At 69.6% G+C, this 26,242-nt stretch carries 24 protein-coding genes and 1 pseudogene; 9 read left to right on the top strand and 16 right to left on the bottom strand.

Going from position 1 to position 26,242, the window contains the following annotated elements:
• Positions 1-86 precede the first annotated feature (86 nt).
• The gene (locus AB0M02_RS29940; RefSeq protein ID WP_364232732.1) at positions 87-1,061 is read right to left on the bottom strand and encodes a sigma-70 family RNA polymerase sigma factor; all 975 of its coding nucleotides are present in this window, start codon (positions 1,059-1,061) and stop codon (positions 87-89) included.
• A 111-nt stretch (positions 1,062-1,172) separates the two neighbouring features.
• On the opposite strand from AB0M02_RS29940, the gene AB0M02_RS29935 reads away from it, so the two are divergent.
• Together AB0M02_RS29935 and AB0M02_RS29930 are read left to right on the top strand one after the other, a co-directional pair.
• Positions 1,173-1,415: a hypothetical protein gene (locus tag AB0M02_RS29935; protein WP_364232730.1), complete on the top strand. Its 243-nt coding sequence runs from the start codon at positions 1,173-1,175 to the stop codon at positions 1,413-1,415.
• A 567-nt stretch (positions 1,416-1,982) separates the two neighbouring features.
• On the top strand, positions 1,983-2,450 hold the full coding sequence (locus tag AB0M02_RS29930; protein ID WP_364232727.1) for an NUDIX hydrolase: 468 nt from the start codon (positions 1,983-1,985) through the stop codon (positions 2,448-2,450).
• A 25-nt stretch (positions 2,451-2,475) separates the two neighbouring features.
• Here the strand turns inward: AB0M02_RS29930 and AB0M02_RS29925 are convergent, their stop codons facing one another.
• From AB0M02_RS29925 to AB0M02_RS29915, 3 genes are all read right to left on the bottom strand, one after another.
• Positions 2,476-3,333, bottom strand: a complete 858-nt coding sequence (locus AB0M02_RS29925; RefSeq protein ID WP_364232725.1) for an alpha/beta hydrolase — start codon at positions 3,331-3,333, stop codon at positions 2,476-2,478.
• A 49-nt stretch (positions 3,334-3,382) separates the two neighbouring features.
• Positions 3,383-4,336 carry a beta-ketoacyl-ACP synthase 3 gene (locus AB0M02_RS29920; RefSeq protein ID WP_364232722.1) on the bottom strand — a complete coding sequence of 318 codons (954 nt, stop codon included), beginning with the start codon at positions 4,334-4,336 and terminating at the stop codon, positions 3,383-3,385.
• A gap of 108 nt (positions 4,337-4,444) precedes the next feature.
• Positions 4,445-4,783, bottom strand: a complete 339-nt coding sequence (locus AB0M02_RS29915) for an MmcQ/YjbR family DNA-binding protein (protein WP_364232720.1) — start codon at positions 4,781-4,783, stop codon at positions 4,445-4,447.
• A 67-nt stretch (positions 4,784-4,850) separates the two neighbouring features.
• On the opposite strand from AB0M02_RS29915, the gene AB0M02_RS29910 reads away from it, so the two are divergent.
• The 4 genes and pseudogenes from AB0M02_RS29910 to AB0M02_RS29895 all read left to right on the top strand — a co-directional run bounded on the left by AB0M02_RS29910 (position 4,851) and on the right by AB0M02_RS29895 (position 7,172).
• Positions 4,851-5,723 (top strand): AraC family transcriptional regulator, encoded by an 873-nt coding sequence (locus AB0M02_RS29910; protein WP_364232718.1) that lies wholly within the window; start codon positions 4,851-4,853, stop codon positions 5,721-5,723.
• A pseudogene (locus AB0M02_RS29905) lies at positions 5,720-5,857 on the top strand (SRPBCC family protein); the annotation flags it as partial. The gene AB0M02_RS29910 and the pseudogene AB0M02_RS29905, both read left to right, overlap by 4 nt.
• Before the next feature lie 139 nt (positions 5,858-5,996).
• Positions 5,997-6,134: a hypothetical protein gene (locus AB0M02_RS29900; RefSeq protein ID WP_364232764.1), complete on the top strand. Its 138-nt coding sequence runs from the start codon at positions 5,997-5,999 to the stop codon at positions 6,132-6,134.
• 42 nt (positions 6,135-6,176) lie between these two features.
• Complete coding sequence (locus AB0M02_RS29895; protein WP_364232715.1) at positions 6,177-7,172, top strand: sulfotransferase; 996 nt, start codon at positions 6,177-6,179, stop codon at positions 7,170-7,172.
• A 6-nt stretch (positions 7,173-7,178) separates the two neighbouring features.
• On the opposite strand, the gene AB0M02_RS29890 is transcribed toward AB0M02_RS29895, so the two are convergent.
• From AB0M02_RS29890 to AB0M02_RS29855, 8 genes are all read right to left on the bottom strand, one after another.
• Positions 7,179-7,808, bottom strand: a complete 630-nt coding sequence (locus AB0M02_RS29890; RefSeq protein ID WP_364232713.1) for an SRPBCC family protein — start codon at positions 7,806-7,808, stop codon at positions 7,179-7,181.
• Positions 7,801-8,166, bottom strand: a complete 366-nt coding sequence (locus AB0M02_RS29885; protein ID WP_364232711.1) for a metalloregulator ArsR/SmtB family transcription factor — start codon at positions 8,164-8,166, stop codon at positions 7,801-7,803. Before AB0M02_RS29885 ends, AB0M02_RS29890 begins: the two co-directional genes overlap by 8 nt.
• A 175-nt stretch (positions 8,167-8,341) precedes the next feature.
• Positions 8,342-9,724, bottom strand: coding sequence for a cellulase family glycosylhydrolase (locus AB0M02_RS29880; protein ID WP_364232709.1), 1,383 nt, complete (start codon positions 9,722-9,724; stop codon positions 8,342-8,344).
• Between the two features lie 139 nt (positions 9,725-9,863).
• A complete protein-coding gene (locus AB0M02_RS29875) occupies positions 9,864-10,883 on the bottom strand; it encodes an ABC transporter ATP-binding protein (RefSeq protein ID WP_364232707.1) in 1,020 nt (339 codons plus the stop codon).
• Positions 10,880-11,671, bottom strand: coding sequence for an ABC transporter permease subunit (locus AB0M02_RS29870; protein ID WP_364232705.1), 792 nt, complete (start codon positions 11,669-11,671; stop codon positions 10,880-10,882). Before AB0M02_RS29870 ends, AB0M02_RS29875 begins: the two co-directional genes overlap by 4 nt.
• The gene (locus AB0M02_RS29865; RefSeq protein WP_364232702.1) at positions 11,659-12,519 is read right to left on the bottom strand and encodes an ABC transporter permease subunit; all 861 of its coding nucleotides are present in this window, start codon (positions 12,517-12,519) and stop codon (positions 11,659-11,661) included. The genes AB0M02_RS29870 and AB0M02_RS29865 overlap by 13 nt, the downstream gene beginning before the upstream one ends.
• A 22-nt stretch (positions 12,520-12,541) precedes the next feature.
• Positions 12,542-13,663: an ABC transporter substrate-binding protein gene (locus AB0M02_RS29860; RefSeq protein ID WP_364232700.1), complete on the bottom strand. Its 1,122-nt coding sequence runs from the start codon at positions 13,661-13,663 to the stop codon at positions 12,542-12,544.
• Positions 13,664-13,931: 268 nt separating this feature from the next.
• Positions 13,932-14,576 (bottom strand): LysE family translocator, encoded by a 645-nt coding sequence (locus AB0M02_RS29855; RefSeq protein ID WP_364232761.1) that lies wholly within the window; start codon positions 14,574-14,576, stop codon positions 13,932-13,934.
• Positions 14,577-14,670: 94 nt separating this feature from the next.
• Here AB0M02_RS29855 and AB0M02_RS29850 point away from each other — a divergent pair, with 94 nt between their 5' ends.
• Positions 14,671-15,561, top strand: coding sequence for a hypothetical protein (locus AB0M02_RS29850; RefSeq protein ID WP_364232699.1), 891 nt, complete (start codon positions 14,671-14,673; stop codon positions 15,559-15,561).
• Between the two features lie 3 nt (positions 15,562-15,564).
• On the opposite strand, the gene AB0M02_RS29845 is transcribed toward AB0M02_RS29850, so the two are convergent.
• On the bottom strand, positions 15,565-16,122 hold the full coding sequence (locus tag AB0M02_RS29845) for a hypothetical protein (RefSeq protein ID WP_364232696.1): 558 nt from the start codon (positions 16,120-16,122) through the stop codon (positions 15,565-15,567).
• A 118-nt stretch (positions 16,123-16,240) separates the two neighbouring features.
• Between AB0M02_RS29845 and AB0M02_RS29840 the strand changes: the two genes are divergently transcribed.
• A complete protein-coding gene (locus AB0M02_RS29840; RefSeq protein WP_364232695.1) occupies positions 16,241-20,038 on the top strand; it encodes a hypothetical protein in 3,798 nt (1,265 codons plus the stop codon).
• Here AB0M02_RS29840 and AB0M02_RS29835 read toward each other — a convergent pair.
• Together AB0M02_RS29835 and AB0M02_RS29830 are read right to left on the bottom strand one after the other, a co-directional pair.
• Positions 20,029-20,805 carry a methyltransferase domain-containing protein gene (locus AB0M02_RS29835; RefSeq protein ID WP_364232692.1) on the bottom strand — a complete coding sequence of 259 codons (777 nt, stop codon included), beginning with the start codon at positions 20,803-20,805 and terminating at the stop codon, positions 20,029-20,031. The two genes, AB0M02_RS29840 and AB0M02_RS29835, sit on opposite strands and share 10 nt — an antisense overlap.
• A 44-nt stretch (positions 20,806-20,849) precedes the next feature.
• On the bottom strand, positions 20,850-22,334 hold the full coding sequence (locus AB0M02_RS29830) for a M20/M25/M40 family metallo-hydrolase (protein ID WP_364232689.1): 1,485 nt from the start codon (positions 22,332-22,334) through the stop codon (positions 20,850-20,852).
• A gap of 199 nt (positions 22,335-22,533) precedes the next feature.
• Here AB0M02_RS29830 and AB0M02_RS29825 point away from each other — a divergent pair, with 199 nt between their 5' ends.
• Complete coding sequence (locus AB0M02_RS29825; protein ID WP_364232686.1) at positions 22,534-24,003, top strand: ATP-binding protein; 1,470 nt, start codon at positions 22,534-22,536, stop codon at positions 24,001-24,003.
• Here AB0M02_RS29825 and AB0M02_RS29820 read toward each other — a convergent pair whose 3' ends face one another.
• On the bottom strand, positions 24,004-26,220 hold the full coding sequence (locus AB0M02_RS29820) for a bifunctional diguanylate cyclase/phosphodiesterase (protein ID WP_364232684.1): 2,217 nt from the start codon (positions 26,218-26,220) through the stop codon (positions 24,004-24,006).
• Positions 26,221-26,242 lie beyond the last annotated feature (22 nt).

Genomic DNA, 26,242 nt, shown 5'->3' with positions numbered 1-26,242 from the left:
CTGCAGAGAGCGAGGGTGCTGACCGGTAGCCCGCCGGACAGTTGTGGGCCGCAACCGCCGGTGAGGAGGACGGGCGGAGCGCCCGGTCAGCCTTCGAGTTCGGCGGGGAGCTTGAAGGAGGCGAACACCTCGGCGTCCCGGAAGACCGAGTTGCGGCTGATGCCGTTCCTGGTAACCGTGAAAACCTGCAGTGTGTGCAGCTCGAACGCGCCGTTCGGGCCGCGGTTGTAGGCCGCGAACGCCGGCTGCGAATTGGCGCCGACCGGCAGGAAGCGCCACTGGTCGCCGTTCTTGGCGAAGACCCAGTCCATGAACACCCCGTAGTTTGCGCGCCCGACGAACCAGTTGACCATCGGGGGCATCTCCATGCGCACGTCGTCGGTGAGCAGCCGTTTAAGCCCTTCGACGTCAGCCTTCTCGAAGGCCTTCATGTACTTGTCCACCCAGGCGCGCTGCTCGGCTGCGGACGGTTCGGCGACCTGCTCCTCCATGATCCCCGTCTCCTTCAGCGTGGCCCTGGCCCGTTGCAGGGAACTGTTGACCGAGGCGGTCGTGGTGCTCAGGATGTCTGCCGCCTCGGCCGCGGAGAAGTCGAGCACCTCACGCAGGATCAGCACCGCGCGCTGCCGCGCGGAGAGATGCTGCATGGCGGCGACGAAGGCGAGCCGGAGACTCCCGCGGTCGATCGTGGCAGTCTCCGGCTCGCCCAGGCTCAACAGAGAGTCTGGAAGGGGTTGAAGCCAGGTGATCTCCCCGCCGTGAACCAACGGTCCACGCGGGTCGCTCTCGGCGACCAGACCGGAGGGCAGCGGACGGCGGCTGCGGCTCTCAAGCGCGGTGAGACAGGCGTTGGTCGCGATGCGATACAGCCAGGTCCGCAGGGAACCGCGTCTCTCGTCATACCGGTCCTTCGCGCGCCACGCTCTCAAATAGGTTTCCTGGACCAGGTCCTCCGCGTCGTGGACCGAGCCGAGCATCCGATAGCAGTGGGCCAGCAATTCCGAGCGGTACGGATCGATCCTGCGATCGAACTCTTCCACCGTCGCCGTCACCACGTTCATACCCTTCTTGAAGCGCCCGGGCGACCATATCGCAACCAATCGACGTCGAAGCTGATCGGTTCATGGCCGGCGGTTGCGTGGGGCTCGGCCGGCCGGGCCATACTCGGGGCCGTGAACGTTCCGTTCGACCAGGAAGCGGCGGAGGCTGCCGAAGACTGGTCCACCGCGATTGCCTTTGGCCGGCGCGTACGCCGAGTGTTTCAGCAAGGACTCCCACCGGGACTGACGTTCATGCCCGGCGAAAACTTCAGCGGCTTGGACCAGAGCCAGGTAGTCCGGGATAGCCGCAGATGCGCGAGCACACAACTCGGCGCGATGGTTCACCAGGATTCAGGGCAGAAGTCCGGCCGCTAGACTCCCGCGCATGCATTGCCGACGTTCCTCCGCAAAACGCACAGCGATCGGGGCGCTACTGCTGTTCGCAGCCGTAGCCGGCTGCGACGCCAAGGCGGAGTCGGCCCCTGACACCGCCGCTACCGCGATCGCCTCCCGCGCTGCCTCCCCCGCAGGTCCCCGTGACGCCGAACCTTCCGCGTCACGGAAGGCGAAGGCGTCACCGAAACCCAAAGCGCCACCGAAGACGGAGGCGCCGAAAGGGACCGGCACCAAGCACCCCGAGTGCGCCGACGGCGACTGCAAAGTCTCGTTCTCCGGTTCGGTCGAATTTCCACTCGCCGAGTGGACGGTGTCGGCCGACGTGGAGAACGGCGGCGTCAAGGTGCGACTGACCGACGCCAACGGCAGGGGCGGCGGTGGCGGATTCATGGCAGGGCCCGGGTGCTCCGTCGCAATACACGCCGACGGCGGCGGGCGAGTCGGATGCGACCAACCCGGAGGCGAGCCGGAACCGGGAGGGTACGTCGTACACCTGCTGAAACTGGACGGGGACTCCGCGGTCATCCGAGCGATCCTGGGCTGAATGTGCTGACGTTCGAGCTGCCGAGGATCCCGGCGTCGGCCGGAGCTCTGGTGCGGGGCCGCAAGGGCCGATTGCTCATCCTGAAGCCGACGTACAAGGGCGGCTGGACGATCCCGGGTGGGATCGTCGAGATCGGCGAGTCACCCTGGGACGCGTGCCGGCGCGAGACCAGGGAGGAGTGCGGCCTCGACGTCACCACGGGGCGGCTCAAGTGCGTGGACTTCCTCCGCCCACGGCCTGACCGTCCGGGTGGCATGCGCTTCCTTTTCGACTGCGGCGTCTTCGACGACGCCGTCCTGGACACGGTGGTCGTCCAGCCGATCGAGATCGCCGAGAGCCGGATCCTGCCGATCGACGAGGCGCTGCCTTTGCTCAGCGGGCCAGTCCGGCGTCGGGTGCGCGCGGCCTGGAAGGCAAAACGGGTGCGCTATCTGGAGGACGGTCGCCCGGTACAGGGGATCCGTTCTTAGCGGTCGGACACCGGCGACCGGGCACTCAAGCAGACGTTGCGGCAGTCACGGATGCGGCGAAGTCCCGAGGGCGTTCCAGCGGTAGGAAGTGTCCGCTGTCGATGTGCTGCAGCCGGACGTGGGCAAAGAACTGGTCGAGCCGGTCGGACCAGGCGGCCGGGAACAACGGGTCGTGGTCGGGCCACAGCACCGTGGTCGGCGCTGCGATCCGTTCTGCCGGCCGCGGTGCTCGCTCGGCCACTACCCGGGCGAGCCCGCCGGCACCGACGCGGTACCAGCCGATGGACGCGGCGAACGCGCCCGGCTCGGCGTACACCGAGACGAGGTGGTCGAGGTGGTCATCGGTGAGGGTGAACCCCGGGCCGGACCAGTGCGCCCAGAAATGGCGCAGGTAGTGGCGTACGGCGTCCGGCCGGCCGTCGATGAGTTCGTCGGCGACCGGGAGCTGGTGGAAGGGCAGGTACCAGAACTCCCGCTGCGCCGCCGGTGTCAGGATCCGCTCGCCGATGCCCGGCAGCGGTGGCGTGAGCACCAGTGCGCGGACCAGGTCCGGGCGTTGCCGGGCAACGGCCTGTGCGACTCTGCTGCCGATGTCGTGGCCGGCGAGGACCGGCCGGTCGAGGCCGAGTTCTTCGATCAGCGCGATGACGCTGCGTGCCTGCGCCTCGGCGCTGTACCCGCCGGCCGGGTCCACCGGGTGCTTGTCGGACGCGCCGAAGCCCCGTAGGTCGGGTACCACGACGTCCACCGCCGGCAGGAGCGGGACAACATCGCGGTACTCGGTCCGGTCGCTCGGCCACCCGTGCAACAACACCGCGGCGGGACCAACTCCGGTCCGATCGTAGGCGAGCCGGAACCCGTCCACGGCGGCTGTCCGATACACATCCGCCACGATACCCAGGCCAAAACCGGTCACCCAAAACCATGGCAGGTCAGGGCAGCATGACGACCTGGGCCGCGTACGAGAGGCCTGCGCCGAAGCCGACAAGCAACGCGGGACCCGTCGTGCCGGGCAGGGCTGCCATTGCCTGGGGGATGGAGGCCGCCCCGGTGTTGCCGTTGGTGATGACGTCGGTGGCCACCCGGACGTGCGGGCCGAGCTCCAGGGCTTTGGCGGCGACCGAGGTGATGCGCAGGTTGGCCTGGTGGGGGATGAAGGCCGCGAGGTCGCCCGCGGAGATGCCCGCCGCGTCCAGCGCGCGCCTGGCCAGGTCGGGAATGAGCGAGGTTGCCCACCGGAAGACCTCAGGGCCGGCCATACGAAGAATGCCCGCCTCGTCGTACCGCAGCACCTCGCTCTTCGAACCGTCGGCGCCCCACACCACCGGGCCGATGCCGCACGTCTCCGACGGGCCGACGACTACCGCGCCCGCGCCGTCACCGAAGAGGAATGCCGTGCCCCGGTCGCGCTCGTCGATGATGTCGGTCATGCGCTCGACACCGACCAGGACCACGTGATCCGCCGAGCCGCTGCGGACGAGCGCGTCGGCGGTCGCGAGTGCGTACGGAAATCCGGCGCATGCCGCTCCCAGATCCATCGCGGCGGCGGTGGTGGCGCCCAGCGCGTCGGCCACCAGGGGCGCCGCGGTGGTCGCGCGGCCGCGATGGGACATCGTCGCCACCAGGACGGCCGAGACCTCGTGCGGATCCACGCCGGCACCGGCCAGCGCCTTGGAGGCGGCCGCCGCGGCCATCGTGACCAGGTCCTCGTCGGGTGCGGCGCGCCGGCGCGACTCGATGCCGCAGCGGCGGCGGATCCAATCGTCGCTCGAGTCGATCAAGGCGGCGATCGACTCGTTGCCCACCTCGGTCCGTGGGCGGTACGTGGCGACGCTCAGGATGCGCGACCCGGGATGACCGGCGCGGCGCTGCAAAGGGATGGACATAGTGCGCCATCCAAGCATGTCCGGCTGGGCGCACTCAGAATGTTTGGTTCCTCGCCGGTAACCAAGCGCTCCAGCGGGCCGCGTGCCCGCCGTCCCGGCTTCGCGGGATCAGGGCCGCTCGCGTTTCGGCAGCGCCGCCACCACCGCCTCGTAGGACGCGTCCACCGCCTCGAGGATCTCGTCGTCCGGGATGGCGCCGCCGACGGTCAGGCTGTTCCAGCCGTAGCGGCCGATGTAGGCGCTGGCCCGCGCATCCTCCGGATATCTCCGCAGCCACTCGTCGGCCTCGTCGCGGTTGCGGCCGCACTTGACGCCGACCGCCTCCCCGGTACCGACGAAGGCGAAGATCTTGCTGCCCACCTTGGCGACGACGTCACCCTCCCACGGCTCGTCCTGCCAGGCACCCGGCTTGGCGAGACAGTGACCCAGCAGTTCGGCTCCGTTCATGACACTCCTTATACCGCTTGCGCCGCCTGAAGGTCATGCCGGGAGCGGCTCCCCGATAGGGTCAGGCGTGGAGTTCGCCTACGAGGAGCGGCGCCCGGCCGCACTCGCTCGTTTCGTCGAGTCGATCTGGTCGGCGCGCGGCCGGATCGACTACCGGCGGGAGCGGATCGCGCCCACCGGCTCCACAGTCGCCGTCGTCGTTCTCGGGGATCCGATCCGGCTGGTGGCGGGGGACGGGCCGCCGTTCGTGGCGGGGGAGGGTTTCCTGCTCGGGCCGCACGACCGGCCGGTGGTCAACGAGCCGCTCGGGGAGACCTGGTGCTTCGGGATGGTCACCACCGCGGTCGGATGCCGGGCGCTGTTCGGAGTGCGGCCGGCATCCGTACGCGGAAGGGTCGTCGACCTCGCCGGCGTCTGGCCGGCCGCGGCGGCTCTGCGGCGCGGGCTGCTCGAGGGCGGCACGCTGGACCTCGTCGCGGAGGCGCTGTCGCCGGGCGCGCCCAGCCACGCCCTGGTGCGCTGCGAGGCGGCCGTGCACATGCTCGAAGCGGATCCGCTGCGGCCGATCGCCGGGGTCGCTGCCGCGCTGGGCGTCTCGCACGGGCACCTCGACCGGGAGTTCACCGAGACCGTGGGACTCAGCCCCCGGATCGTGGCCCGGATTCTCCGGCTGCGGGCGTTGCTCGCGGAGATCGACGTCTACGCACCGGTGGACTGGCCCGGTCTCGCCGCCGCTCACGGCTGGTTCGACCAGAGTCATTTCATCCGGGACTTCCGGCGGCACACGGGTGTGACACCGTCCGCCTACGTGGCGGCGCAGCGGGCCGCCTACACCCCTGAGCAGGCCGCACCGGGGTTCGTGCCGGTGACGGAGACAAGCGTCGATGTGAAATCCGTCCAAGACGCGGATCGGCCCGGCCCGGGACGCTGTTCGGCGTGACCACTGCTTTCACCGCTTCCGCCGTCATCGAACGCCCGGCCGCCGAGGTGTGGGCGCGGCTGACCGACTGGCCCGCCGCCGCTGCCTGGATGCCCGGGGTGCAGAGCATCCGGGTGAGCGGGCAGGAGCTGATCTTCCACAGCCGGGGCAGGGACCGCACGGGCTGGTTCGAGACCGTCGAGCCGGGCCGCACGGTCGTCGTGCACTCGGCGCAGGGCGGCGTGTCCGCCCGCGTACACCTACACCTGCGCGCCCGACGGCGGCGGGACCAGGGTGACCCTGACCGCGGACTGCCGCGTCGAGGGCATCTGGCGCCCGTTCGCCGGGCTGTTGCGCACCGCGATCCGCCGGGCCGACTCCGGACAGGTCGACGCGCTCAAGAAGATGATCGAAACCAACACCACCGCGTGAAGGTTTGCAAAACGGACAAAACATGTCTTACCGTCCCTGGGCATGTCCAGTGAACGCCCGATCTTCGTCGTCGGTTGTCCCCGCTCCGGCACGACGATGCTCCAGCTGATGCTGCACGCCCATCCGCGGATCGCCATTCCGCCGGAGAGCCGCTTCCTGTTGCCCGCGTACCTGCGGCGGCACGAGTTCGGCGACCTCAACGACTCCGGACAGCGCCGCAACCTCGCCCTGTGGATCGCGAGCACGCCGCACTTCGACGACCTCGGCCTCGACATCGAGGCGGTGGTGGACGCGATCGGCGAGGCACCGCCCACGCTCGGTTCGGTGCTGGGGACGATCTTCAAAATGTACGCGGACCGCTTCGGCAAACCGCGCTGGGGCGACAAACGGCCGGCCTACCTGCGCAACCTGCGCGTCATCCTCCGGCTCTTCCCGGACGCGCAGATCATCAACATCATGCGCGACGGGCGGGACTGCGTCGCGTCGTTGCGCGAGACGCCGTGGGCGCCGGCCGACCTGAACGAGATGATCGACTTCTGGGCCCGCTCCGCCGACGCCTCGCTCCGCGCCGCCCGCGAGTATCCCGCCGACGTCTTCCACCAGGTGCGCTACGAGGACCTGGTCGCCGACCCGGAGCCGCACCTGCGCTCGATCTGCGACTTCCTGGGCGAGGAGTACGACCCGGCGATGGCGCGCCCGTCCGAGGTGGCCCCGGTGGCCGTGCCGGAGTACAAGACCTGGCACTCGCTCACCCGGGCCGAGGTGACCACGGCCCGCGTGAGCAGCTGGCGGTACCGCCTGACCGACCAGGAGATCCGCCGCTGCGAGGCGGTCTTCGGCGACCGCCTGAGCCACTTCGGTTACGAGCTGTCCACCGGGCCGAGGCGTGGCCCGCGGGTGCGGGCCACGCGCACGTGGCTGACCGTTCGTGATCGGCTGGGCCCGGCCCGCGAACGCGCCGAGGACGTCCGCGGCCGCCTCCGGCGCCACCGTGGACCGGCGCTGGCGGCCCGCCTGACCGAGCCGGCCGCCGGCTGACGGGGGTCAGGCCTCGCCGATGTACGCCTTGTAGGTGTTCTCGGCGCGGGTCCGGGCGTCCTCCGGGTCCGCGCCCGTGGCGATGTCCGCCTCCGCCCAGCTGTCGCTGCTGAGTTTCATGAACAGCTTGCCGTCCTCGGAGGCGCTCCAGGCCATGATGGCGTCCTGGTCGCGAGGCGCCTCCGGGTTCGACAGATGCAGGGCCAGGCCCATCAGCCCGGAGTCCCAGCCGACGCCGACCGCGCCCGGGCCGTACTGATTCCAGTGGTCGTCGACGTGCGCCACGTGCTCCAGCTCGAAACGGGTCCGGTCGCCCTCCTCGGTGAGCGTCACCGTGATCCAGCTGACCTGCCCGCCGAACTCCCAGGTCGCCGAGTACGACCGTGGGCGGGAGCAGCTGGTGATCGTCCCGCCGGCGTTGCCCTCCAGCTGGTACTTCCCGCCCTCGCGAAGCTCGCCGGAGACGGGCAGGAACCATCGCTCGATCCGCTGAGGGTCGGTCACGACCTCCCACAGATCCTCGAGGTGGGTCGCATACGCCTGGCTGATCGTCATCACCCGCGCCTCGCCGGCCTCGAGCGTCCGCGTGCCCAGGTCCCGCCGCACGCTGTTGATCTGCTCTTTCACGTCAATCATCGATGAATCCTCGCTCCTGATGGTTGCCTTCGAGTCGCCGCATGCGCTTGCCCCGGGCCACCTCCGTCGCCATGGCGGCCAGGCGAGGTGCCCAGAACCGCCGAAACGGTGCCAGCCACTCGTCGACCTGCCGCAGCGCGGTGTCGTCGACCGCGTAGAGCCGGCGGGCGCCGTCCGGCCGGACGGTGGCGAAGCCGTTGTCCCGGAGCACCTTGAGGTGCTGGGAGACGGCCGGCTGGGTGATGCCGAACTCCGCGCGGATCGTGGTGGTCACCGCGCCGGAGGACTGCTCACCGTCGGCGAGCAGCTCCAGGATCCGGCGCCGGACCGGATCGCCGAGGACGTCGAACGCATGCACGGGCTCACCTTATCAGGAACCACTTATATAAGTGGAGTCTTTTTATGTGCGGGAGCGCCGGGGCTCGCCCTCGGAAGCGAACCCCGGCGCCGTGGGAGGCGGCCCGGTCGTGGGAGGCCCGGGCCGCCCCACCGGCTCCGCCGTTGGCGGGGCGGAACCGGTTGACCGTGGCGGATCAGGAGGTGGGGAAGTTGTCCGCGGTACGGATACGCGCCCGCATGAACGCCCCCGAGTCCGTGAGAACGCTGGTGCCGGTGAACGTCCCGCTGTTGCAGGTGCCGCCCCGCAGTGCGGCGCTGCCCTCACCCGCGTCCGAGAACGTCCAGTTGGCGTAACTGATCTTCAGCCGGTCCAGCAGGTCGAGCCAGGCGGTGCTGCTGGCCGTGTCGACCGCGCCGTCACCGGTGTAGGTGACAGTGCCGAACTCGGTGACGAACAGCGGCAGCGAGGCCGCGGCCCGCTCCACTTCGGCGCGGTAGTTGTCCTTGTGCGACGCCGCGTAGAAGTGGAACGTGTACATGATGTTGGACGCGTTCACCGGGTTGCTGACGATCTCGGAGGAGTTCGAGCCCTCGGAGACGCCCAGCGACGACCAGCCGCGGGTGCCGACGATCACGACGGCGTCCGGGTCGTTCGCCCGGATCACCGGGATGACCTGCTCGGCGTAACTCTTGATGCCCGCCCAGCTCACGCCGTTCGGCTCGTTGGTGATCTCGTAGATCACGTTCTTCTTGGCGGCGTTGCGCGCCGAGACCTGGCCGAAGAACGTCTTCGCCCGGTCCAGGTTGTAGTTCGGGTCGCCCGGGGTCAGCGTGTGGAAGTCGATCAGCGCGTACATCCCGTTGGCCTCGGCCTTGTCGACCAGGCTGTTGACCTGCGCCGTGAAGCCGCTCGGGTTGGTCTCGTAGCCCTGTTCCTGCACGTACATCGAGATCCGGAACAGGTCGGCGTTCCAGTCGGTGGCGAGTGCCCGCACCGACGCGTCGGTGTAGCAGCTCGGGAACCACTGCAGGCCGTGGGTGCTCATGCCGCGCAGCTGGATCGGCTTGCCGTACTGGTTGCACAGGTTCGTCCCGCACACCCGGAGCTGCCCGTTGATCGCCACCGGCGTGGTGCCGGTCGGCGGTGGGGGAGTGGAGACCGAGGCCGACGGCGAGGGCGACGACGGCGCGGGCGACGACGGCGAGGGGGGTGTCGTGGTCCCGCTGCACGCCTTGCCGTTGACGAGGCAGGACGTCGGGCGGCCGGAGCCGTTCGCGATGAAGCCGAAGCTGGTCGCCGAGCCGCCGGGGATGGTGGCGTTCCAGCCGGCCGGCGTGAACGTGTACGTGCTGCCCGATGCGCTCATCGTCGCGTTCCACGCCTGGCCGACCGTGGTGCCGGCCGGCATGACCAGTTCGACCTTCCACGTGTTCAGAGCCGACGAGGACTCGTTGTTGACGGTCACCTGGGCCTGGTAGCCGTTGTTCCACGAGTTCTGCACGGTGAACGCCGCCGTCTCCGCGCTGGCCGGCAGCGCGAAGAAGGCGGCGGTGGAGGCGACCGCGACCGCGAGCACCGTGGTTAGGATGGTTTTCGATCTGCGCTGCAAGTTCTCACCTCGGGGGACGGGACGCGGCGTTGGGGGATTCCGCGCTGGGAGCGCTCCCAGGGGCTCCGACTCTAGCCTCCCGATCGAGGTGTGTAAAACGGTGGGCTTATTCCAGCGCCACCGCGACCGGCCGCAAAGTGATCCGAACCGGCGTACCCGGGGTCAATCCCGGCAGATCCCCGCTCGGCACCTGGGCCACAACGAGCTGATCGCCCACGGTCACCGTCACCCGGCTGGTCGGTCCCAGGAAACTGCTCGTCAGGACCCGGGCCTCCGCGTTCTCATCCGGTGTCACCTGCACGGACTCCGGTCGTACCAAAGCTGTGGTTGATCCTCCATCATGCGGAGTGACCAGCGGAAGGCGGTGGCCGAGCACCTCCACGACGTCGCCGTCCACAGTGCCCGGAAGCCGATTGCTGAGACCGACGAAATCGGCCACGAACGCGGTCGCCGGGCGCAGGTAGATCTCCGACGGCGCGGCGAGCTGCTCCAGCTTCCCGGACCGCATCACGCCGACCCGGTCGGCCACCGCGAGCGCCTCCTCCTGGTCGTGGGTGACGAACAGCGTGGTGGTGCCGACCTCGGTCTGGATCCGGCGGATCTCGTCACGCAGCTGCACCCGGACCTTCGCGTCCAGCGCCGAGAGCGGCTCGTCCAGCAGCAGCACCTCCGGCTCGATCGCGAGGGCGCGGGCCAGCGCGACGCGCTGCTGCTGCCCGCCGGAGAGCTGCTGCGGGAACCGGTTGGCGAACCCGGCCAGGCCGACCAGGTCGAGCATCTCGCGGGCCCGCTCCGCCGCACCCTTGCGGCCGCGCAGGCGGAGGCCGAATTCCACGTTGCGCTGGGCGTCGAGATGGGGGAAGAGACTGTACGCCTGAAACACCATCCCCATGTTCCGCCGGTTCGCGGGCAGGCGGGTCACGTCCTTGCCACCCACCAGGACCCGGCCGGCGTTCGCCTCGTCGAGCCCGGCGAGGATCCGCAGCGCGGTGGTCTTGCCGCAGCCGGACGGCCCGAGCAGGGCGATCAGTTCGCCCGGCTCGATGGACAGGTCGAGGTCGTCGAGGGCGTGCGTGGCGCCGAACGTGCGGCGCAGCCCGTCGAGGTGCACGGCGACACCGCTCATCGAGTTTTCTCCTTACGCGAGCCGAACAGGGAGAGCAGCAGGAGCAGCAGGAACGCCAGCAGGAGGGCGGCCAGGGACACGGCGACGCTCATGGTGGCGCTGCTCTTGCCCAGGTAGTCGATGGCGACCTGCAGGTTGGTGCGGTGCAGCAGCGAGGCGATGGTGAACTCGCCGAGCACCAGCGCCACGGTGAGGAACGCGGCGGAGAGCACCGCCGAGCGGATGTTCGGCAGCACGACCCGCCAGATCACGGTGGTCCAGCCGGCACCGAGGCTGCGAGCGGCTTCGGCGAGGGTTTTCACGTCGATGGCGGACAGCCCGGCGTCGATCGCACGGTAGGCATAGGGCAAAACCAGGATTGTGTACGCGAAGACGAGCGTCAGCGACGACCCGCCCAGGAAGTAGTTGACCCATGCGTAGACCGGCGCGAGTCCGACCACCAGCACGATCGCCGGGATGGTCAGCGGGAGCAGGCAGAGGAACTCGACCAGCGGCCGCAGTTTCGGCAGGCGCAGGCGTACCCAGATGGCGGTCGGCACGAGCAGCACCAGCATGAGCAGCGAGGTGAGCGCGGCCTGGCCGAGCGAGGCGACGATACCGGCGGCCAGATCCGGGTACGTCTCGGTGAGCCGCGGCCAGTCGACCAGCAGCGGCCACGTCTCCACGTCCCGGGTGCTGAACTCGATCATGGCGAACAGCGGGAACAGGAAGAACGCGCCGAGCAGGAGCAGGACGGTCCAGCGGAACGCCCGTTGGCGGCGGGCTCGGCGTACGGCTACCCCAGCCATCGTGCGGTCCTTCTCTGCAGCAGGGAGTAGAGCGTCATCACGACCGCCACGACGACCACCATGCCGAGTGCCATGGCCTTGCCGAGGTTCGCCTGTCCCAGGACCACCTCGCTGGTCAGGGCGCCGCGGATCTGCAACGGCACGATCGGGCTGCCCTGGCTGACCAGCGCGGCCGCGGTGGCGTACGCGGAGAAGGCGTTCGCGAACAGCAGCAGCGTCGAGCCGAGGAACGCGGGGGCGAGCAGTGGACCGGCCACCCGGGTCCAGTACTGCCAGGTGGTTCCGCCGAGGCTCTCGGTCGCCTCACGCCACTGTGGACGGATGCCGTCGAGGGCCGGTAGGAAGACGATGACCATCAGGGGAATCTGGAAGTACGTGTACACCAGGGTCAGGCCGGGCAGCTCGAACAGCCAGACTCCGTTCGCGTACAGATCAAAGCCGTTGTCCTGGAGCCAGACGGTGAGAAAGCCGCTGAGCCCGATCGTCGCCAGGAAAGCGAATGCCAGCGTGACGCCGCCGAATTGCGCGAGCACCCCGCAGGCCGCGGTGACCGTGCGGCGGAGCAGGCCGCTGGGGCGTGCGGTGACCAGGGCGTACGCCAGAAGCGCGCCCAGTACCGCGCCGATCACCGCGCTGGAGGCCGACAGGGCGATGCTGCGGCCGAAGGCCGCGACCACGTACTCGTCGCCGAGCGACCGCACGTTGTCCAGGGTGAAGGTGTTGGAGTCCGAGGCGAACGCACCGATCACCACGACCAGCGTCGGGATGACCAGGAAGATCGTGACGTACGCGAAGAACGGCACCGTACCCAGCAGAGCGGTGCCCCGCAGGCGTGACCGGGTGGTCACGCGCTGCGGAGCGAGAGCGGCCTCAGCCAATGGCCTTGGCCCAGTTCGCGGCGAGGTACTCCTTCGCCTTGGCGCTCTGCGCCTCGGTCGGGATCACCGGGGTGCCGGCGACCTGGGGGAGTGCGGCGAACGCGGTCGCGTCGATGGTGCCGGCCTTCTGCATGGCCTCGGCGCGCACCGGGCGGGCGCCACCCTTGAGCCACAGGTTCTGGCCCTCGTCGGAGTAGAGGAACTCCTGCCACAGCCGCGCGGCGGCCGGGTGCGGGGCGTCCTTGTTGATCGCCTGGACATAGTACGAGCCGAGCACGGCGTTCTCCGGCACGAACGTCTTCCAGGTGGTGACCTTGGTGACGGCCGCGGTGTTCAGGTAGTCCCAGTCGAAGACGACCGGGGTCTGGCCGGACTCGATGCTCGCCGGGTTGGGGTCGACCGGCAGGAAGTTGCCGGCCTTCTTCAGCTGGCCGAAGAAGTCCACGCCGGCCTTGATGTCCTCGGCCGAGCCGCCCTTGGCGACCGCGACCATCTGCACGCCGCCGAACGCCGCGCCGGCCTGGGTCGGGTCGCCGTTGAGCGCGACCTTGCCCTTGTACTCCGGCTTCAGCAGGTCGTCCACACTGGTCGGTGCGGGGACCTTGGCGCTGTCGTAGCCGATCGACATGTAGCCGCCGTAGTCGTTGACCCAGGCGCCGTTCGCGTCCTTGAGGTTCGCCGGGATCTCCTCGAACTTGGCCGTCTTGTACGGCGCGAACATCGCGGTGTTCGCGCTCGCCACCGAGCCACCGAGGTCGAACACGTCGGGCGCGCTGTCCTGGCCCTTGAGCTGGTTCGCCGCGTTGATCTCGTCCTGGCTGGAGCCGTCCGGCTGCGCCGAGTTGACCTTGATGCTGTATTTGTCGCCGAAGGCCTTGATGATCTCGCCGTAGTTCGCCCAGTTGGGCGGGAGGGCGATGACGTTGAGCTGGCCCTCCTTCTTGGCCGCCTCGATCAGGGAGTCCAGCCCGCCGAGGTCGGCCGCGCTGGTGGCGGTGGCCGCACTGCTGGAGGCCGCCTCGGACTCCTTCTCGGGCGGGGAGCATGCACTGGTGAGAGCAATGACGGTCGCGGCGGCCAGGGTGGCGGCAGCCGCGCGGGGCAGGGTACGCACGTTCGGTTCCTCCTTCTGCGACACCGAAACCGGTGCGCGCTGTGGATCATGAAAGTGCCTGGTGGACCGGAGGAATACAGAAGTCAATCTTTGGGGAACGCAGACCATAAGGAAAGGCCCCGCCCGGTTCCCTTGGCGGAGGGAAGCGACAGGCGGGGCCTTATCGGCGCCGGCGGAATGCTGGGGACAAAGCCGCTGTGGCGCCTCTGTCTCTAAGGTGTCCTGGTAGAGCGGTTCCGTTGCCTGATGTGATCCAGGTCTCAGCGATCTAGGCGGCGATCGGGCGGGCGCGATCGGTGGCCAACTTCACGGCGATGACGCCGAGAACCGTGCCCATCAGGTAGCGCTGGGCCCGCAGCCACGCCGGCCGCCGGGCCAGGAACACCGCGATCGTGCCGGCCGCGACCACGATCGTCAGGTTCACCGCCATGCTGACCATCAGCTGCACGCCGCCGAGCAGGAAACCCTGCGCCATCACGTGCCCGGCTGAGGGCTCGACGAACTGCGGGATCAGCGAGAGGTACATGACCGCGGCCTTCGGGTTGAGCAGGTTGGTGAGCAGGCCCATGGCGAACAGTCGGCTGTTGGAGTCCGGTTCCAGGGGCTGGGGTTCGAAGACCGAGGTGCCGCCCGGCCGCAGGGTCTTGAACGCGAGCCAGGCGAGGTAGGCGGCGCCGGCCAGTTTGATCGCCGTGTACAGCTCGGGTACCGCCACGAAGATCGCGGAGAGGCCGATGTTGGTGGCGGTCAGGTAGACGAGGAAGCCGAGCGCGACCCCGGCCAGCGACACGATGCCGGCGCGGCGGCCCTGGGTGATGCTGCGGGAGACCAGGTACATCATGTTCGGCCCGGGGGTGAGGACCATACCCAGGGCGACGGCGGAGACGGCGAGTATCGACGACAGGGTTACCACGTACCCAGCCTCGCCCGGCGCGGTGCCGGCCGCGACGACCAATCCCTGGATCGTGGCCCGACGGCCGCTTCATCGATGGCCATAGTTCGTATCCATGAATGTGACGCTGTTCCGTTCTTGGAAACACCTGGCTGCCGTGGTCCTGGTTGCCGGGGCCCTGGCCGTTCCTTCCCCCGCCGCTGCCGCTGCCCCGGCTGTCTACTCGACCTTGATCAACGGCGACGACACGGACGTCTACTACCCCGCGTCCGGCACCCGCCTGCCCGTGGCGCTCCTGCTGCAGGGCGCCAACGTCGACAAGGCGCACTACTCGTCCTTCGCACGCCGACTCGCGTCCTACGGCTTCGTCGTGGCCGTCCCCAACCACACCCGCTCGCTGTTCGGCGTGTCCGGCCTCTACCCCGAGGGCGCGCAGGCCTCGTGGACGGTGGACTGGGCGTCAGCCGAGGACGACGACCCGGCGTCACCGCTGTACCGGCGCGTCGACGAGAACACCCTCGTGGTGGCCGGGCACTCGTTCGGGGCGGCCACCGCGCTCAGCCTCAGCGCGGGACTCTGCGTCATCCCGTTCTGCGCGATCGCCGACGTCGCTCCCGATGAGCTCTCGGCTGTGGTGACCTACGGCGGCAACAACGTTCTCTACGGCACCGATCTGGTGCTGCCGGTGCTGAACACGGTGCCGGTCGGCTATCTCCAGGGCACGGCCGACGGCGTCGCCACCCCCGCCGAGGGGCAGACCACCTACAACCTGACAGCCGGCACGCCGAAGGCGTTCATCTCGGTGACCGGCGCCAACCACTACGGCGTCACCAACGGCCAGAACCCGGCCGGCGCGCTCCCGGACGCCTCGGCGCAGACCCTCGACCAGGCGGTGGGCGTCGAGACGATTGCCCGCTGGTCGGCGCGGTGGCTGCTGGCACAGACCAGTGGCCGTGGCTTCTATCCGGCCCCTGACCCGAACGTGACCGTCACCTATGTGAATTGACGGTCAACTGCGGCCCCGGCGCCCGCGCTTCACGCCCTGCGGCGCGGGCATCGGGGCGACCAGACTCTCCGGCCAGGTCACCCGAACCGTCCCGGTCGCCTCCCAGTCCACCGACATCTCCACCAGATCCCGGATCGCCTGCGCGATCTGCTCGTCCGCCCACGGGAACTCACCCGGGTCGATGACACCCCACGCGTTGCGGCACAGCACCGGCGCCTTGGCCGCCTCGTCGTCCTCGACCACGCGGTGCACCACACCGGCCAGCACCTCGGCCATCGTGAGCGTGCGCTTGTTCGCATCGAGAAGCCTCTTGCTGCGCGCCGCCGCGTCATGCCGCTGCTTGCCACTCAGCACCCGCATGTTCGAGAAGACCCCGCCGCCCGCGATCGACCCGAACACCCCACCGGCCATCCCCAGACTCCGCTCGGTAGCGAAGTGCGCCAGGTCATGAGGAACCCGATATTTCCGGTCAAAGCCGGGCAACTGCAGAACGACCCCGTCGCTCCGGTGCACCGTGGCAACCGTCGACCCGGTGTTGCTGTGTGCGAACACGACCAGCATTTCGCCATAGTGCCATCGGCCGCCCGCATTCGTCACCAGCCTTTTTGGACACCGACGTGTTACGTCCATGGTGCCGTGGCCTGCCGTTGTGCTCTGATGGCAGTCGGGGTGCCGATCAATGCGCAGCAAAGCCCGACGCAAGGCGGAGAACGAGATCGGCTTCAAGGCGGTCCGCCAGATCGTCGAGAGTGTCTCACCTGGCGGGGGAGCGGTCGAGGTCGTCGACCGCCTGTTCTCCGCGGCCCTGATCCTGTCGCCGGTGGCGCTGGGGCCGGCGGGTGCGATCCCGTTGCTCGCCCTCTTCGACATGAAGAACGATCTGGTACGGCACGCGATCGACATTGCCCGCAAGCTGGCCGGCACCAAGGGTGACTTCCTGGACCGGAGCCGAGCGCTCGCCGCAGCGCACTGGCTGATCACCTATTCCGCCTTCTTCGAGGCTCTCCAACGCTTCCAACCGCTTCTCGCGGCCCCGAGCACGCTGGCGCAGGCGCAGAACCTCTGCTTCCACCGCAAGATCGACAGCCGGCACCTCGAATTTCACATCGGACCGCCCGAGGGGGAAGTCGGCGAACCTGACCATGCCGCGCTGCCGCCCGTCTCGCTGCCGCATCCAGCCTCCTCCTTCGAGGCCGAGGCCGAGGATCGACTCCGGCTGTACCAGCAGATGGCGCACACGCTCAGCGACATCAACCGTGGGTTCGGTCAACCGATCCCGGATCTGGACGAGGCAGCGCTCGCGCAGAGCGCCGTGGAGCACTACCACGCGCAATATCTGCAGCTCATGCTCGACTACCGGGATTTCTTCGGCTACGCGATGTACTACGAGCACCAGAAGACCCAGGAGATCGCGGTCGCACTGTCGGAGCGGACGACGGCGGACCTCGGCCGTGTGCACAGGGCGCTGCACGGGCTGGACCAGGGGCTGAAGGATCTCTCGGTCGCACTGGCGTTCCTGAAGCGCACCGACGGCCACACGACCGACGCCACCCGTGTCGCCGACGACCTGAACCGCTACTACCAGCACCGGGCCGACGAGCCCGTCGTCAAGGACGACACCACCGGCCTGGTGTTTCCGTCGCGCGCCGACGCCTACATCCCACAGGCGTTCAAAACGGTCGTGTTCGACCACGACGAACTGCGCCTGGAACAGGAGCCGACCTGGGACGAGGTCCCCGAGCGGCACGACCTCGGTGTCTTCCTGGTCCACTACCTCGGCTCGGTGCACAGCACCCAGCATCCGCTCGTGCTGCTCGGTCACCCTGGATCAGGCAAGTCGCTGCTCACGCAGGTGCTCGCGGCCCGGCTGATCCCGCCCGCCTTCACCACCGTCCGGATCGAGCTGCGGGACATCGACCCGGACACCGACCTGCAGGAGCAGATCGAGGATCAGATCCGCGCCGACACCGGACGCGATGTCAACTGGGCGGACTTCGCCGAAGGGCTCCGGGACGAGCCGCCGCTCGTCATCCTCGACGGTTTCGACGAGCTGCTCCAGTCGACCGGCCGTGTGCACGCCGGCTACCTCGACCGGGTACGCCGCTTCCAGGAGCGCGAGTTCGTCCAGAACCGGCCCGTCCGCGTCATCATCACGAGCCGGATCACGCTGATCGACAAGGCCCCGGTCCCGCTCGGCGCGACGGTCGTCCGGCTGCTGGAGTTCGACGGCGTCCGACGGCAGAAGTGGGCTTCCATTTGGAACGGCGCCAACCGCGAGTACTTCGCCCGGTCCGGCGTGCGGCCGTTCGAGGTACCCGTCTCGGAGCGCCTCCTCGAACTGGCACGGCAGCCCCTGCTCCTGCTGATGCTCGCCCTCTACGACTCCACCGGCAACGAGCTGGCGGGCTCGGGCCTGGACCGGACCCAGCTCTACTACAACCTCCTCGAACGGTTCATCCGCCGCGAACACGACAAGAACGCGACGGGCCGGCGCCGCCGCGCGGAGACGGCCGCCGCGGTCGCCGAGGACATGCGACGCCTCGGCGTCGTGGCGATCGGCATGTTCAACCGCGAGGCGGTCCACGCCCGCCGCGACGAGATCGGCGCCGACCTCGTCTACTTCGGCGCCGAGCGGGTGGACGGACTGCCGACGACCGGCGCCCTGCTGTCCCAGGCAGACCTTTTGCTGGGCAGCTTCTTCTTCATCCACCAGTCCCAGGGCCGCACCGGCGACACCGGACTGTCCTCGTCGTTCGAGTTCCTCCACAACACCTTCGGCGAGTTCCTGGCAGCCGAGTTCATCGTCTCCGCCCTCATCGACTGCTTCAGCGTCGTCTCCGCCGCCGAACGCAGCGCTTCCCTCCAGCGCATGCTCGACGACCACCTGGCCGGTCCGGGCGACCACTGGTTCGCCACCTTCGCCTTCGCCGCGCTCCACGGCCGCCCGGTCATCGTCGACATGATCCGCAGCCGCCTCCCGCAGCGGATCTCCGTGGACGGCGTCACCCCGGCCGCGGTGGCCGCCGCCGTCCACCGGGTCATCGACCGCCAGCTTCTGGACATCGCCACCCGCCGCCCATCGGCCTGGTTCCTGGACGGCATCGAGACGGCCCCGTACCCGAAGCTCTCACTCGTCGGCCAGCTCGCGGTCTACACACTGAACCTGGTCGTCGTCGGCGCCGCGGTCACGCCCGCCGGCTACTCCGTGCCCGGGCACGTCTGGAACGTCCTCTCCGGCCTGTGGCGCGCCGGTTTCACGACGGACGGGCTCCGGGAGGCGGCGGCGGTCCTGTGGATTCGGGACCAGGACGAGACCACGGTGACGGTGAGCTCGCGGCCGCGGTTCGTCACGCCCGGCAGCCGATCACCGCTGGAGACGCACGCGATCGCCGCCGAACTCCTCGGCGACAACCTGACCAGCGGGGCGTCCAGGCTCGCCCTGGCCGAGCTGCACCACCTGGAGAGCGCCGACCTGGAGATGGCCAGGGTGGGTCTGGCCGAAGGAGGTGTTCCGGCGGACGACCTCATCGACATGCTGGTCCGCAAGGTCGCGGACCGCCGTCTCCGGCTGCCCGCGAGCAGCCTCCTGCGATTCCGTCACCCGATGAGACGACAACTGCGAGGCGCGGACCTGGAGGCCCTCGAAATCCTGGACGCCGAGCGTGGATCCGAGGACGCGGCCGAGGCGGTGGGCCCGCTGGCGCCCGAGGATCTCGACACACTGCTGACCATGCCCTCCTACCACGTGCGGCGCCTGATCTCGGCGAAGGCTCAGCTGGGGCCGGCTGTCCTCGATTCACTGGCCGGAGCGATGGCGGACACGCGCGATCCGGCGAGTCTTCCGATGGTTGCCGATGTCCTCCGTCACGCCAGGGCCCATCTGCGGAGGGATGGTGTCAACAGTCTGGAACGTCACCTGACCCTGAATTACGCGTCGGAGTCGCAGGCTGACGTCGCCGCCGAGCTGTTGATCCTGACCTACGGGGAGCACCGGCGGACCATAGTCGACACGATGTTCGCGGAATCGTTCTCCGACTTCGGCGACCTTTCCTGCCTGCCCGAGGACTCGCTGGTGAGGCTGCTGGTGATGCTGGCCGATCCGTCGTACGCGCCGGCCTCGACGGCCAGGATGAAGCAGGTTGTCGCGGCACGTCTTGAGGCAGCGGGCGATGACGACCTGTCCCGCGCGTTGGTGCTGGCAACGTTTCTCTTCCTGGATTTGCGGCGCGAGGATCGGTTTCGCGGCCGAGGCCACGACTTCTCCTTGACGCACTTTCTGGGACTGCTGCGCGCGGCTCACCTCCGCGGTGACCGGGCGATGATCACCCACGTCATGGGCGACGAGTCGAGGCTGGGTCACGCCGGGTCGATGTCCACCCTGAACAGGCTCCTGGGCGCGTCCTCCATCGCCGATCTCGAGGACCGGTTGACGGCGCGGCAACTTGCCGACGTGAAGTGGTTCCTGAATCAGCGGTGAGTGGTAGCGACGGCCAGGAGGTGGGCGCTTGTCGGCACCGTCTCGGGCTCGGTGCTGAGCAGGCGGGCCAGCTCAAGGGCTCCCTCGAAGACCTCCGCCGTCTCCGCCGCCTCCGCCGCGATCCACGCCGGGCCCTCGACGCCGTGCACCACGACGTCGCGCAGGCCCGCTTCCGTGCACTCGGCGACCAGCTCCGGCACCCGGTGGAAATAGGCGTGGGTGAATCCGGTCGCTGGATTGTTCATCCCGTCGGTGACCAGCCGCCGTGTCTCCTCCAGGATCTCGCCGCTGAGGCGTCCGTTGACCGCGAAGTCCAGCGGCGCCGCGAACCGGGAGATGGCCGCCACGACCACCCGTCCGCCCGGCCGCGTCACCCGCACCGCCTCGCGCAGCGCCTGGACCCGGTCGGACCGCTCCAGCAGGTGGTAGAGCGGCCCCAGGAGCAGCGTGGCGTCGAAGGAGAACGAGGGGACCGGGAGTGATCGCGCGTCGCCCACCAGCCCGGTGACCTCCGGCCGGGCCTGTGCGACGTGCGAGGCGACGATGTCCACCAGGCGCACCTGGTAGCCCGCGGCGAGCAGGGGCCGGGCGTAGGCACCCGGCCCGCCCCCGACATCCAGGACCGAGGCGGGCGCCGCCGGCAGCAGCTCCCGCAGCAACTCGAGGGTCCGGATCCGTTCGAGGCGGGCCTGGGGTCGCCCGTCCAGCCGCCCGTTCTCGTCGTAACCGGCGTAGAACGAGACAACTTCCGCAGTCACCTTATCCATGCGGAGATGATGGTGGCCGGGCCGGACGCCCGGCCACCGAATTGTCAGCGTGCCGAGCTGAGAGCGGCCACTGCCGGGGCCGGCGCGGGGAACGACTTCTTCGTTCGCGCGAGCTCGTAGACGCCGTGTGCCGCCGCGTCGCCCAGCTCGCTGAGCGAGCGCTTGCTCAGATTCTTGATGTCGTCGCAGGCCTGGTGGTAGCACGGGTCGTACGGCGCGCCGACCGTGCCGCCGTAAGCCGCCGCCTGCTCCGCCGTCTTCACGCCCTCGGCGCCGCTGAACAGGCCACCCGCGGGGATGCCGACCGCGATGAACGGGCCGTAGTCGGAGCGGCCGTCGAACGCGGTCGGGTCGCTGGCCTGGCCCCGGCTGGCGAAGTAGTCGGTGAACACCTTCTCGATGTCGCCGGAGCCGGCCGGGCCCTCGATGCCGGTGTCCGAGCCGTCGCCGTCGTACACGAAGCGGACGTAGTTCGGTGAGCCGACCATGTCGAAGTTCAGGTTCGCGAAGATGGTGGCGCGCTGTGCGTCGGTGAGCTGGCCGACGTAGTGTTCCGAGCCGCGCAGGCCGGCCTCCTCGGCGCCCCAGAACGTGAAGCGCAGCTTCTGGCGCGGCTTGATCTTCAGTTTGGAGATCTGTTCGGCGATCTCCAGGATGGTGGCGGTGCCGGAGCCGTTGTCGTTGATGCCCGCGCCCTTGACCACCGAGTCGAGGTGGGCGCCGACGACGAGGACCCGGTTCGGGTCGCCGGTGCGGCTGTCCGCGATGATGTTGCTGGTGGTCTCGCCCTCGCGGTTCTCGGTGCTGGTCTGCACCCGGACGGTGACCGGACCGGCCGAGGCGGCGGCGTCGAGCGCGTTGCCGTCGGCGAAGCTCAGGCCCACGACCGGCAGGGTGACCGGCTCGCCGAGGGTGCCCTCGATCAGCTCGTCGCGGCCCGGCTGGCCCTCGTTGAAGATGATCACGGCGTCGTATCCGGCGGTCTGCGCGTTGGTCGCCTTCACCACGAAGTCGCAGCCGCCGCGCTGGATCAGCGCGATCTGCGGCGCGGTGGGTGACGCGAGGGTGAAGTCCTCGGGCTCGCAGCCGGCGTTCGAGCTGGGTGCGGGCGTCGGCGGCAGGACGTTGTCGAGCGCGGGCACGACTTGGCCGGTCACGTCACCGCTGCCGGAGTAGTCGAAGGTGTGCGTCGTGTACGCCGGACCGGCCGGTGAGACCGGGGTGAGCTGGGCGGGCGCGAGCTCCTGGTAGAAGGGGAACAGGAACTTCTGCTCGGTCACCTGGTAACCGGCCTTGCGCAGCTTGCCCGCCACATAGGCCACCGACGCCGCGTAACCGGGAGTGCCGGACGCGCGGGTGCCGCCGTTGCGGTCGGAGATGCGCTGGAGTGCCTTCAGGTGGTCGTACACACCGTCCACGGTCACCGCCTCGCGGAGCCGCTTGCTGCTGTCGTCACCGTGGTGCCCGCCCGCGGTCGCCGGTTGTGGGGCGAGCGTGACGACGAGTGTTGCGATCAAAGGGATTGCCATCTTGCGCAACGGGAACTCCTCCTCCGTGCGACGGCCACAGGTCGCCGCCGGGGACCGGCGCGTACCCCGCGGCATCGAGGGTGGTCAGCGGGCCGAGATTAACCGACTCCGATCGATGTCGAAAGTGGATCCGCACTCCGCGTGTGCCGCCGTGTCACGCTAGGTGTGTCCCGAACGCCAGAGCGAGGCGGAGGAGAGCATGTCCGAGGCGAGCTTCGCACGGTTGAACAGCGAGATCTTCGAGTACGCCGGAGCGACAGTCGAAATGGTGGACGTGACCACCCTGCTGGCGGCGGCCCGGGTGAATCCGGTCGAGCTGCTGCGCCGGTCGGCCTGGCCGTCGCCGGTGCAGCGCGTTGATCTGACGGTCGCGGGCGCCGACGGCCCGTCCGGCCCGGTGCACGTGTTCACCGCGCTGATCAGCACCGGCGCCGAGCCGATGTCCAGCGAGCGGATGCGCAAGATCGTGCTCGGCAACGACCCGCTCGGCGTGCTGCTGGCCAAGCGCATCGCACAGGGCGACCCGGTGGCGACGCGGATCGTCGACGGAGTCGGGTCGGCCGCCGCGGCGGCGTACCGTAAATTGGGTCTTGATCGTCCCAGCGGCCCGGCGGCCGGGCGCGAACCCGGAGTCCTCGCCGACGCCGCCGTGGGACTGCAGGCCTCGGTGACCTATGAGCAGGAGGGCACGGTGGCGCGGCTGAAGGCCCGCGTGCCGCGCGACGAGGTCAGTTCGGAACATCTGCGCGCCTTCGTCACCCTGACGCTGCAGGCGGTGCTGGAGCTGACCGGCCCGGACACGCTGCGCGGCCGCCGCATCGTGATCAGCCGCGAGGCCGCGCCGCCCAAGGTTCCGGTCACCACCCAGGCCGTCACCCTGGACATGGTCGGCGGGCTCACCGACGTGGTCGCCGAATTGCGCCAGATAGCCGTTTCGTTCCGGCATCCGGAGGCGATGGCACGCTGGGGCGCGCGGAGACCTCAGGGCATTCTGATGTACGGGCCTCCGGGCACCGGCAAGACGATGCTCTCGCGCGCGCTCGCCAACGAGATCGGCGCCGACTTCCGGGAGATCCGCACGCCGGAGATCCTCGACAAGTGGCTGGGCGGCTCGGAGCGCAACATCAAGCAGATCTTCCGGGACGCGCGCCGCTATCGTGTCCCGACCCTGATGCTCTTCGACGAGTTCGACTCGATCGTGAGTTATGCGGGTGCCGGCGGCGACGCGGCGAGCCAGGCGCTGAACGCGGTGGCGGGCATCTTCAAGCAGGAGATGAACGACCTGATCGAGGTCAATCCGAACGTCATCGTGGTGGCCACGACCAACTTCCCGCACCGGGTCGACGAGTCGCTGATCCGCTCCGGCCGCTTCGACGTCAAGATCAGCGTCCCGAAGCCGGACGAGTCCAGTCGCGCCGAGATCTTCCGCAAGATGATCCGCGGCCTGATCGCGGCCCATGAGAACCCGGACTTCCGGATGTTCGCCGAGGATCTCGACGCCGCGGCGCTGGGGGTGGCCAGCACGGGCATGACCGGCGCGGACATCAAGGAGATCCTGCGCCGGGTCCAGCTGAGCAAGGCGATGCAGGAGGCGCGGTCGGGCCGGGCGGAGCCGATCTCCCAGCAGGAGCTGCTGGACGCGGTACGAGACCTCCGGGGCCGGATCTAGCTAGCCGGTCAGGGCGGGCTTCGCCGCGAGGAAGTCGGGGACCTCGGCGGGGCGGCCGAAGTGGTATCCCTGTGCGCGCCGGTAACCCAGGCGGTACAGCTCGGCCGCCTGCTCCGCCGTCTCCACGCCCTCGGCCACCGCGATCAGGCCCAGGCCGCCGGCCACGTGGATGAGCGAGGTCGCGATGACGGCGTGGCGGCCGGCCATCGTGACGTTCTCGACGAAGGACTTGTCGACCTTGAGGATGCTGACCGGGAGGGTCTGCAGCAGGCCCAGTGACGAGTGGCCGGTGCCGAAGTCGTCCAGGGCGATCTCCACGCCCAGGGCGGTCAGGCCGGACACGGTGCGGACTGCGGCGCCGCCGCCGAAGACGGCGGTCTCGGTCACCTCGACGATCAGGTTGCGGGGGTGCATGCCGGTTTCGGACAGGACGGCGGCCACCACGTCCACGAAGCCGGGTTCGGCCAGCTGACGGGCGGAGACGTTCACGCCGATGCGGCCGGGGGCGACGCCGTCGCGCTGCCAGGTGACGTACTGGGTGCAGGCGGTGCGCAGGATCCACTCGCCGAGTTCGATGATCAGGCCGTTGCGCTCGGCGACCGGGATGAAGCGGTCCGGGCCGATGTAGCCGTGGTCGGGGTGCCGCCAGCGGATGAGGCTCTCGACGGCCAGGACGCGGCCGTGGGGGAGTTCCACGATCGGCTGGTAGACGAGGTGGAACTCGCCGCGGTCGAGGGCGATGCGCAGGTCGGCGGCGAGGCGGCTCTCCTCGCCGGCCTGGTTGTCGAGGTCGGGGGAGTAGCGGCGGGGGCGGCCACCGGCGGCCTTGGAGGCGTACATGGCCACGTCGGCACGGCGCAGCACCTCGATGGGGCTGCCGGAGCCGTCGGCCACGCCGACGCTGGTGCCGACGAGCAGTTCGTGACCACCCGCCCGGACCGGCCGGTTGACCGCCGCGCGCAGGCGGACGGCCAGCTCGTCGCAGGTGGGAGCCGCGTACTCCGCGGGAACCAGGACGGCGAACTCGTCGCCACCCATGCGGGCCACCAGGGCCCTCGGGGGCAGTTCCGCACCCAGGCGGTGGGCGATCTCGGTGAGGAGGTCGTCCCCGACGCCGTGGCCGTAGCGGTCGTTGACCGCCTTGAAGCCGTCCAGGTCGAGGAGGAGCACGTGGGGGTTGCCGGCGGCAACGGCCTCCTCCAGGCGGTGGCCGAAGAGGCGGCGGTTGGCCAGGCCGGTGAGCTCGTCGCGCATGGCCAGGCCCTCCAGACGGCCGGCCTGCACCTCGACCTGCTTGACGAAGCCCCACATCCGGACGACGACCAGCAGGAAGAGGGCGACCGCCCCGGACCCGATGGCGGCCCAGGCGATGCCGTCGCCGGAGGAGCCCTGCCAGAACAGCATGGCGGGAGCGAGGAGGGTGGCGACGGCCAGCAGGGCGAGGCGCCGGCCGCCGACGCGGTGCGCGACGGCCTTGGCGTCCGGGTGGCGCCGCATCGACGGGTGCAGGGAGGCCGCCGCCCAGCAGGAGTACGCGAGCAGGAAACCCGAGTCGACGAACCCGCCGGTGTACTCCGCCGATGCCGACATGACCGTGTAGAACAGGTCGCCGGTCAGCATCAGGCAGGAGCCGGCCGCCAGCAGGCGCAGGCTGGGCGTGCGGTTCTCGGCGCGGAACAGCATCCGGGCCACCGCCGAGGTCAGCAGCACGTCGGAGAGCGGGTATCCGATGGTGACCAGGCGCTCGAGCCAGGACGCGCCGCTGTCCTGCAGGGTCGGGCCGATCACGAACACCCAGTAGACCAGGGCCACGCCGGTGGAGATGACCGCGGAGTCGAGCAGTCCGCCCCGGTCGCGGCTGCCGCTGCCGCGGCCCAGCTGCCAGATGCCGGCCCAGAGCAGGGGGTACGCGGAGAGGTAGAGCGCGTCGGCGTAGTACGGGTACGGGTACTCACCCGTCGTGTACTCGATCACGTCGAACGTGATGTCGCCGGACACCATCGTCGCCACCCCGGCCGCGAACAGCAGCCAGCCGCGCCGGTTCTCGGGCCGGTTGCGCAGGATCCCCACGATGGTCGCGAGCGCCGCCGACGAACCGATCGTGTTGACGTACAGCTTCGCCTGCAACGAGTCGTCCGGCACGAGCGGGAAGCACAGTGCGGCGACGGCCGCCACGGCCAGCCATCCCAGCCACAGGGGGACCCGTCCATTCCGCACGCCAGGAAATCGTCTGACCCGG

This window comes from Actinoplanes sp. NPDC051861 (genome assembly GCF_040681145.1).
GTDB lineage: Bacteria > Actinomycetota > Actinomycetes > Mycobacteriales > Micromonosporaceae > Actinoplanes.
The sequence above is the reverse complement of the archived record's forward strand: the minus strand, read 5'-3'. Positions and strand labels throughout refer to the sequence as shown.

Excerpts from the sequence above, each read along its gene's own strand:
- AB0M02_RS29940 (WP_364232732.1), bottom strand. The coding sequence starts at position 1,061 with ATGAACGTGGTGACGGCGACGGTGGAAGAGTTCGATCGCAGGATCGAT.
- AB0M02_RS29920 (WP_364232722.1), bottom strand. The coding sequence starts at position 4,336 with ATGTCCATCCCTTTGCAGCGCCGCGCCGGTCATCCCGGGTCGCGCATC.
- AB0M02_RS29915 (WP_364232720.1), bottom strand. The coding sequence starts at position 4,783 with ATGAACGGAGCCGAACTGCTGGGTCACTGTCTCGCCAAGCCGGGTGCC.
- AB0M02_RS29895 (WP_364232715.1), top strand. The coding sequence starts at position 6,177 with ATGTCCAGTGAACGCCCGATCTTCGTCGTCGGTTGTCCCCGCTCCGGC.
- AB0M02_RS29890 (WP_364232713.1), bottom strand. The coding sequence starts at position 7,808 with ATGATTGACGTGAAAGAGCAGATCAACAGCGTGCGGCGGGACCTGGGC.
- AB0M02_RS29875 (WP_364232707.1), bottom strand. The coding sequence starts at position 10,883 with ATGAGCGGTGTCGCCGTGCACCTCGACGGGCTGCGCCGCACGTTCGGC.
- AB0M02_RS29870 (WP_364232705.1), bottom strand. The coding sequence starts at position 11,671 with ATGGCTGGGGTAGCCGTACGCCGAGCCCGCCGCCAACGGGCGTTCCGC.
- AB0M02_RS29850 (WP_364232699.1), top strand. The coding sequence starts at position 14,671 with ATGAATGTGACGCTGTTCCGTTCTTGGAAACACCTGGCTGCCGTGGTC.
- AB0M02_RS29845 (WP_364232696.1), bottom strand. The coding sequence starts at position 16,122 with ATGCTGGTCGTGTTCGCACACAGCAACACCGGGTCGACGGTTGCCACG.
- AB0M02_RS29840 (WP_364232695.1), top strand. The coding sequence starts at position 16,241 with ATGCGCAGCAAAGCCCGACGCAAGGCGGAGAACGAGATCGGCTTCAAG.
- AB0M02_RS29835 (WP_364232692.1), bottom strand. The coding sequence starts at position 20,805 with ATGGATAAGGTGACTGCGGAAGTTGTCTCGTTCTACGCCGGTTACGAC.
- AB0M02_RS29830 (WP_364232689.1), bottom strand. The coding sequence starts at position 22,334 with ATGGCAATCCCTTTGATCGCAACACTCGTCGTCACGCTCGCCCCACAA.
- AB0M02_RS29825 (WP_364232686.1), top strand. The coding sequence starts at position 22,534 with ATGTCCGAGGCGAGCTTCGCACGGTTGAACAGCGAGATCTTCGAGTAC.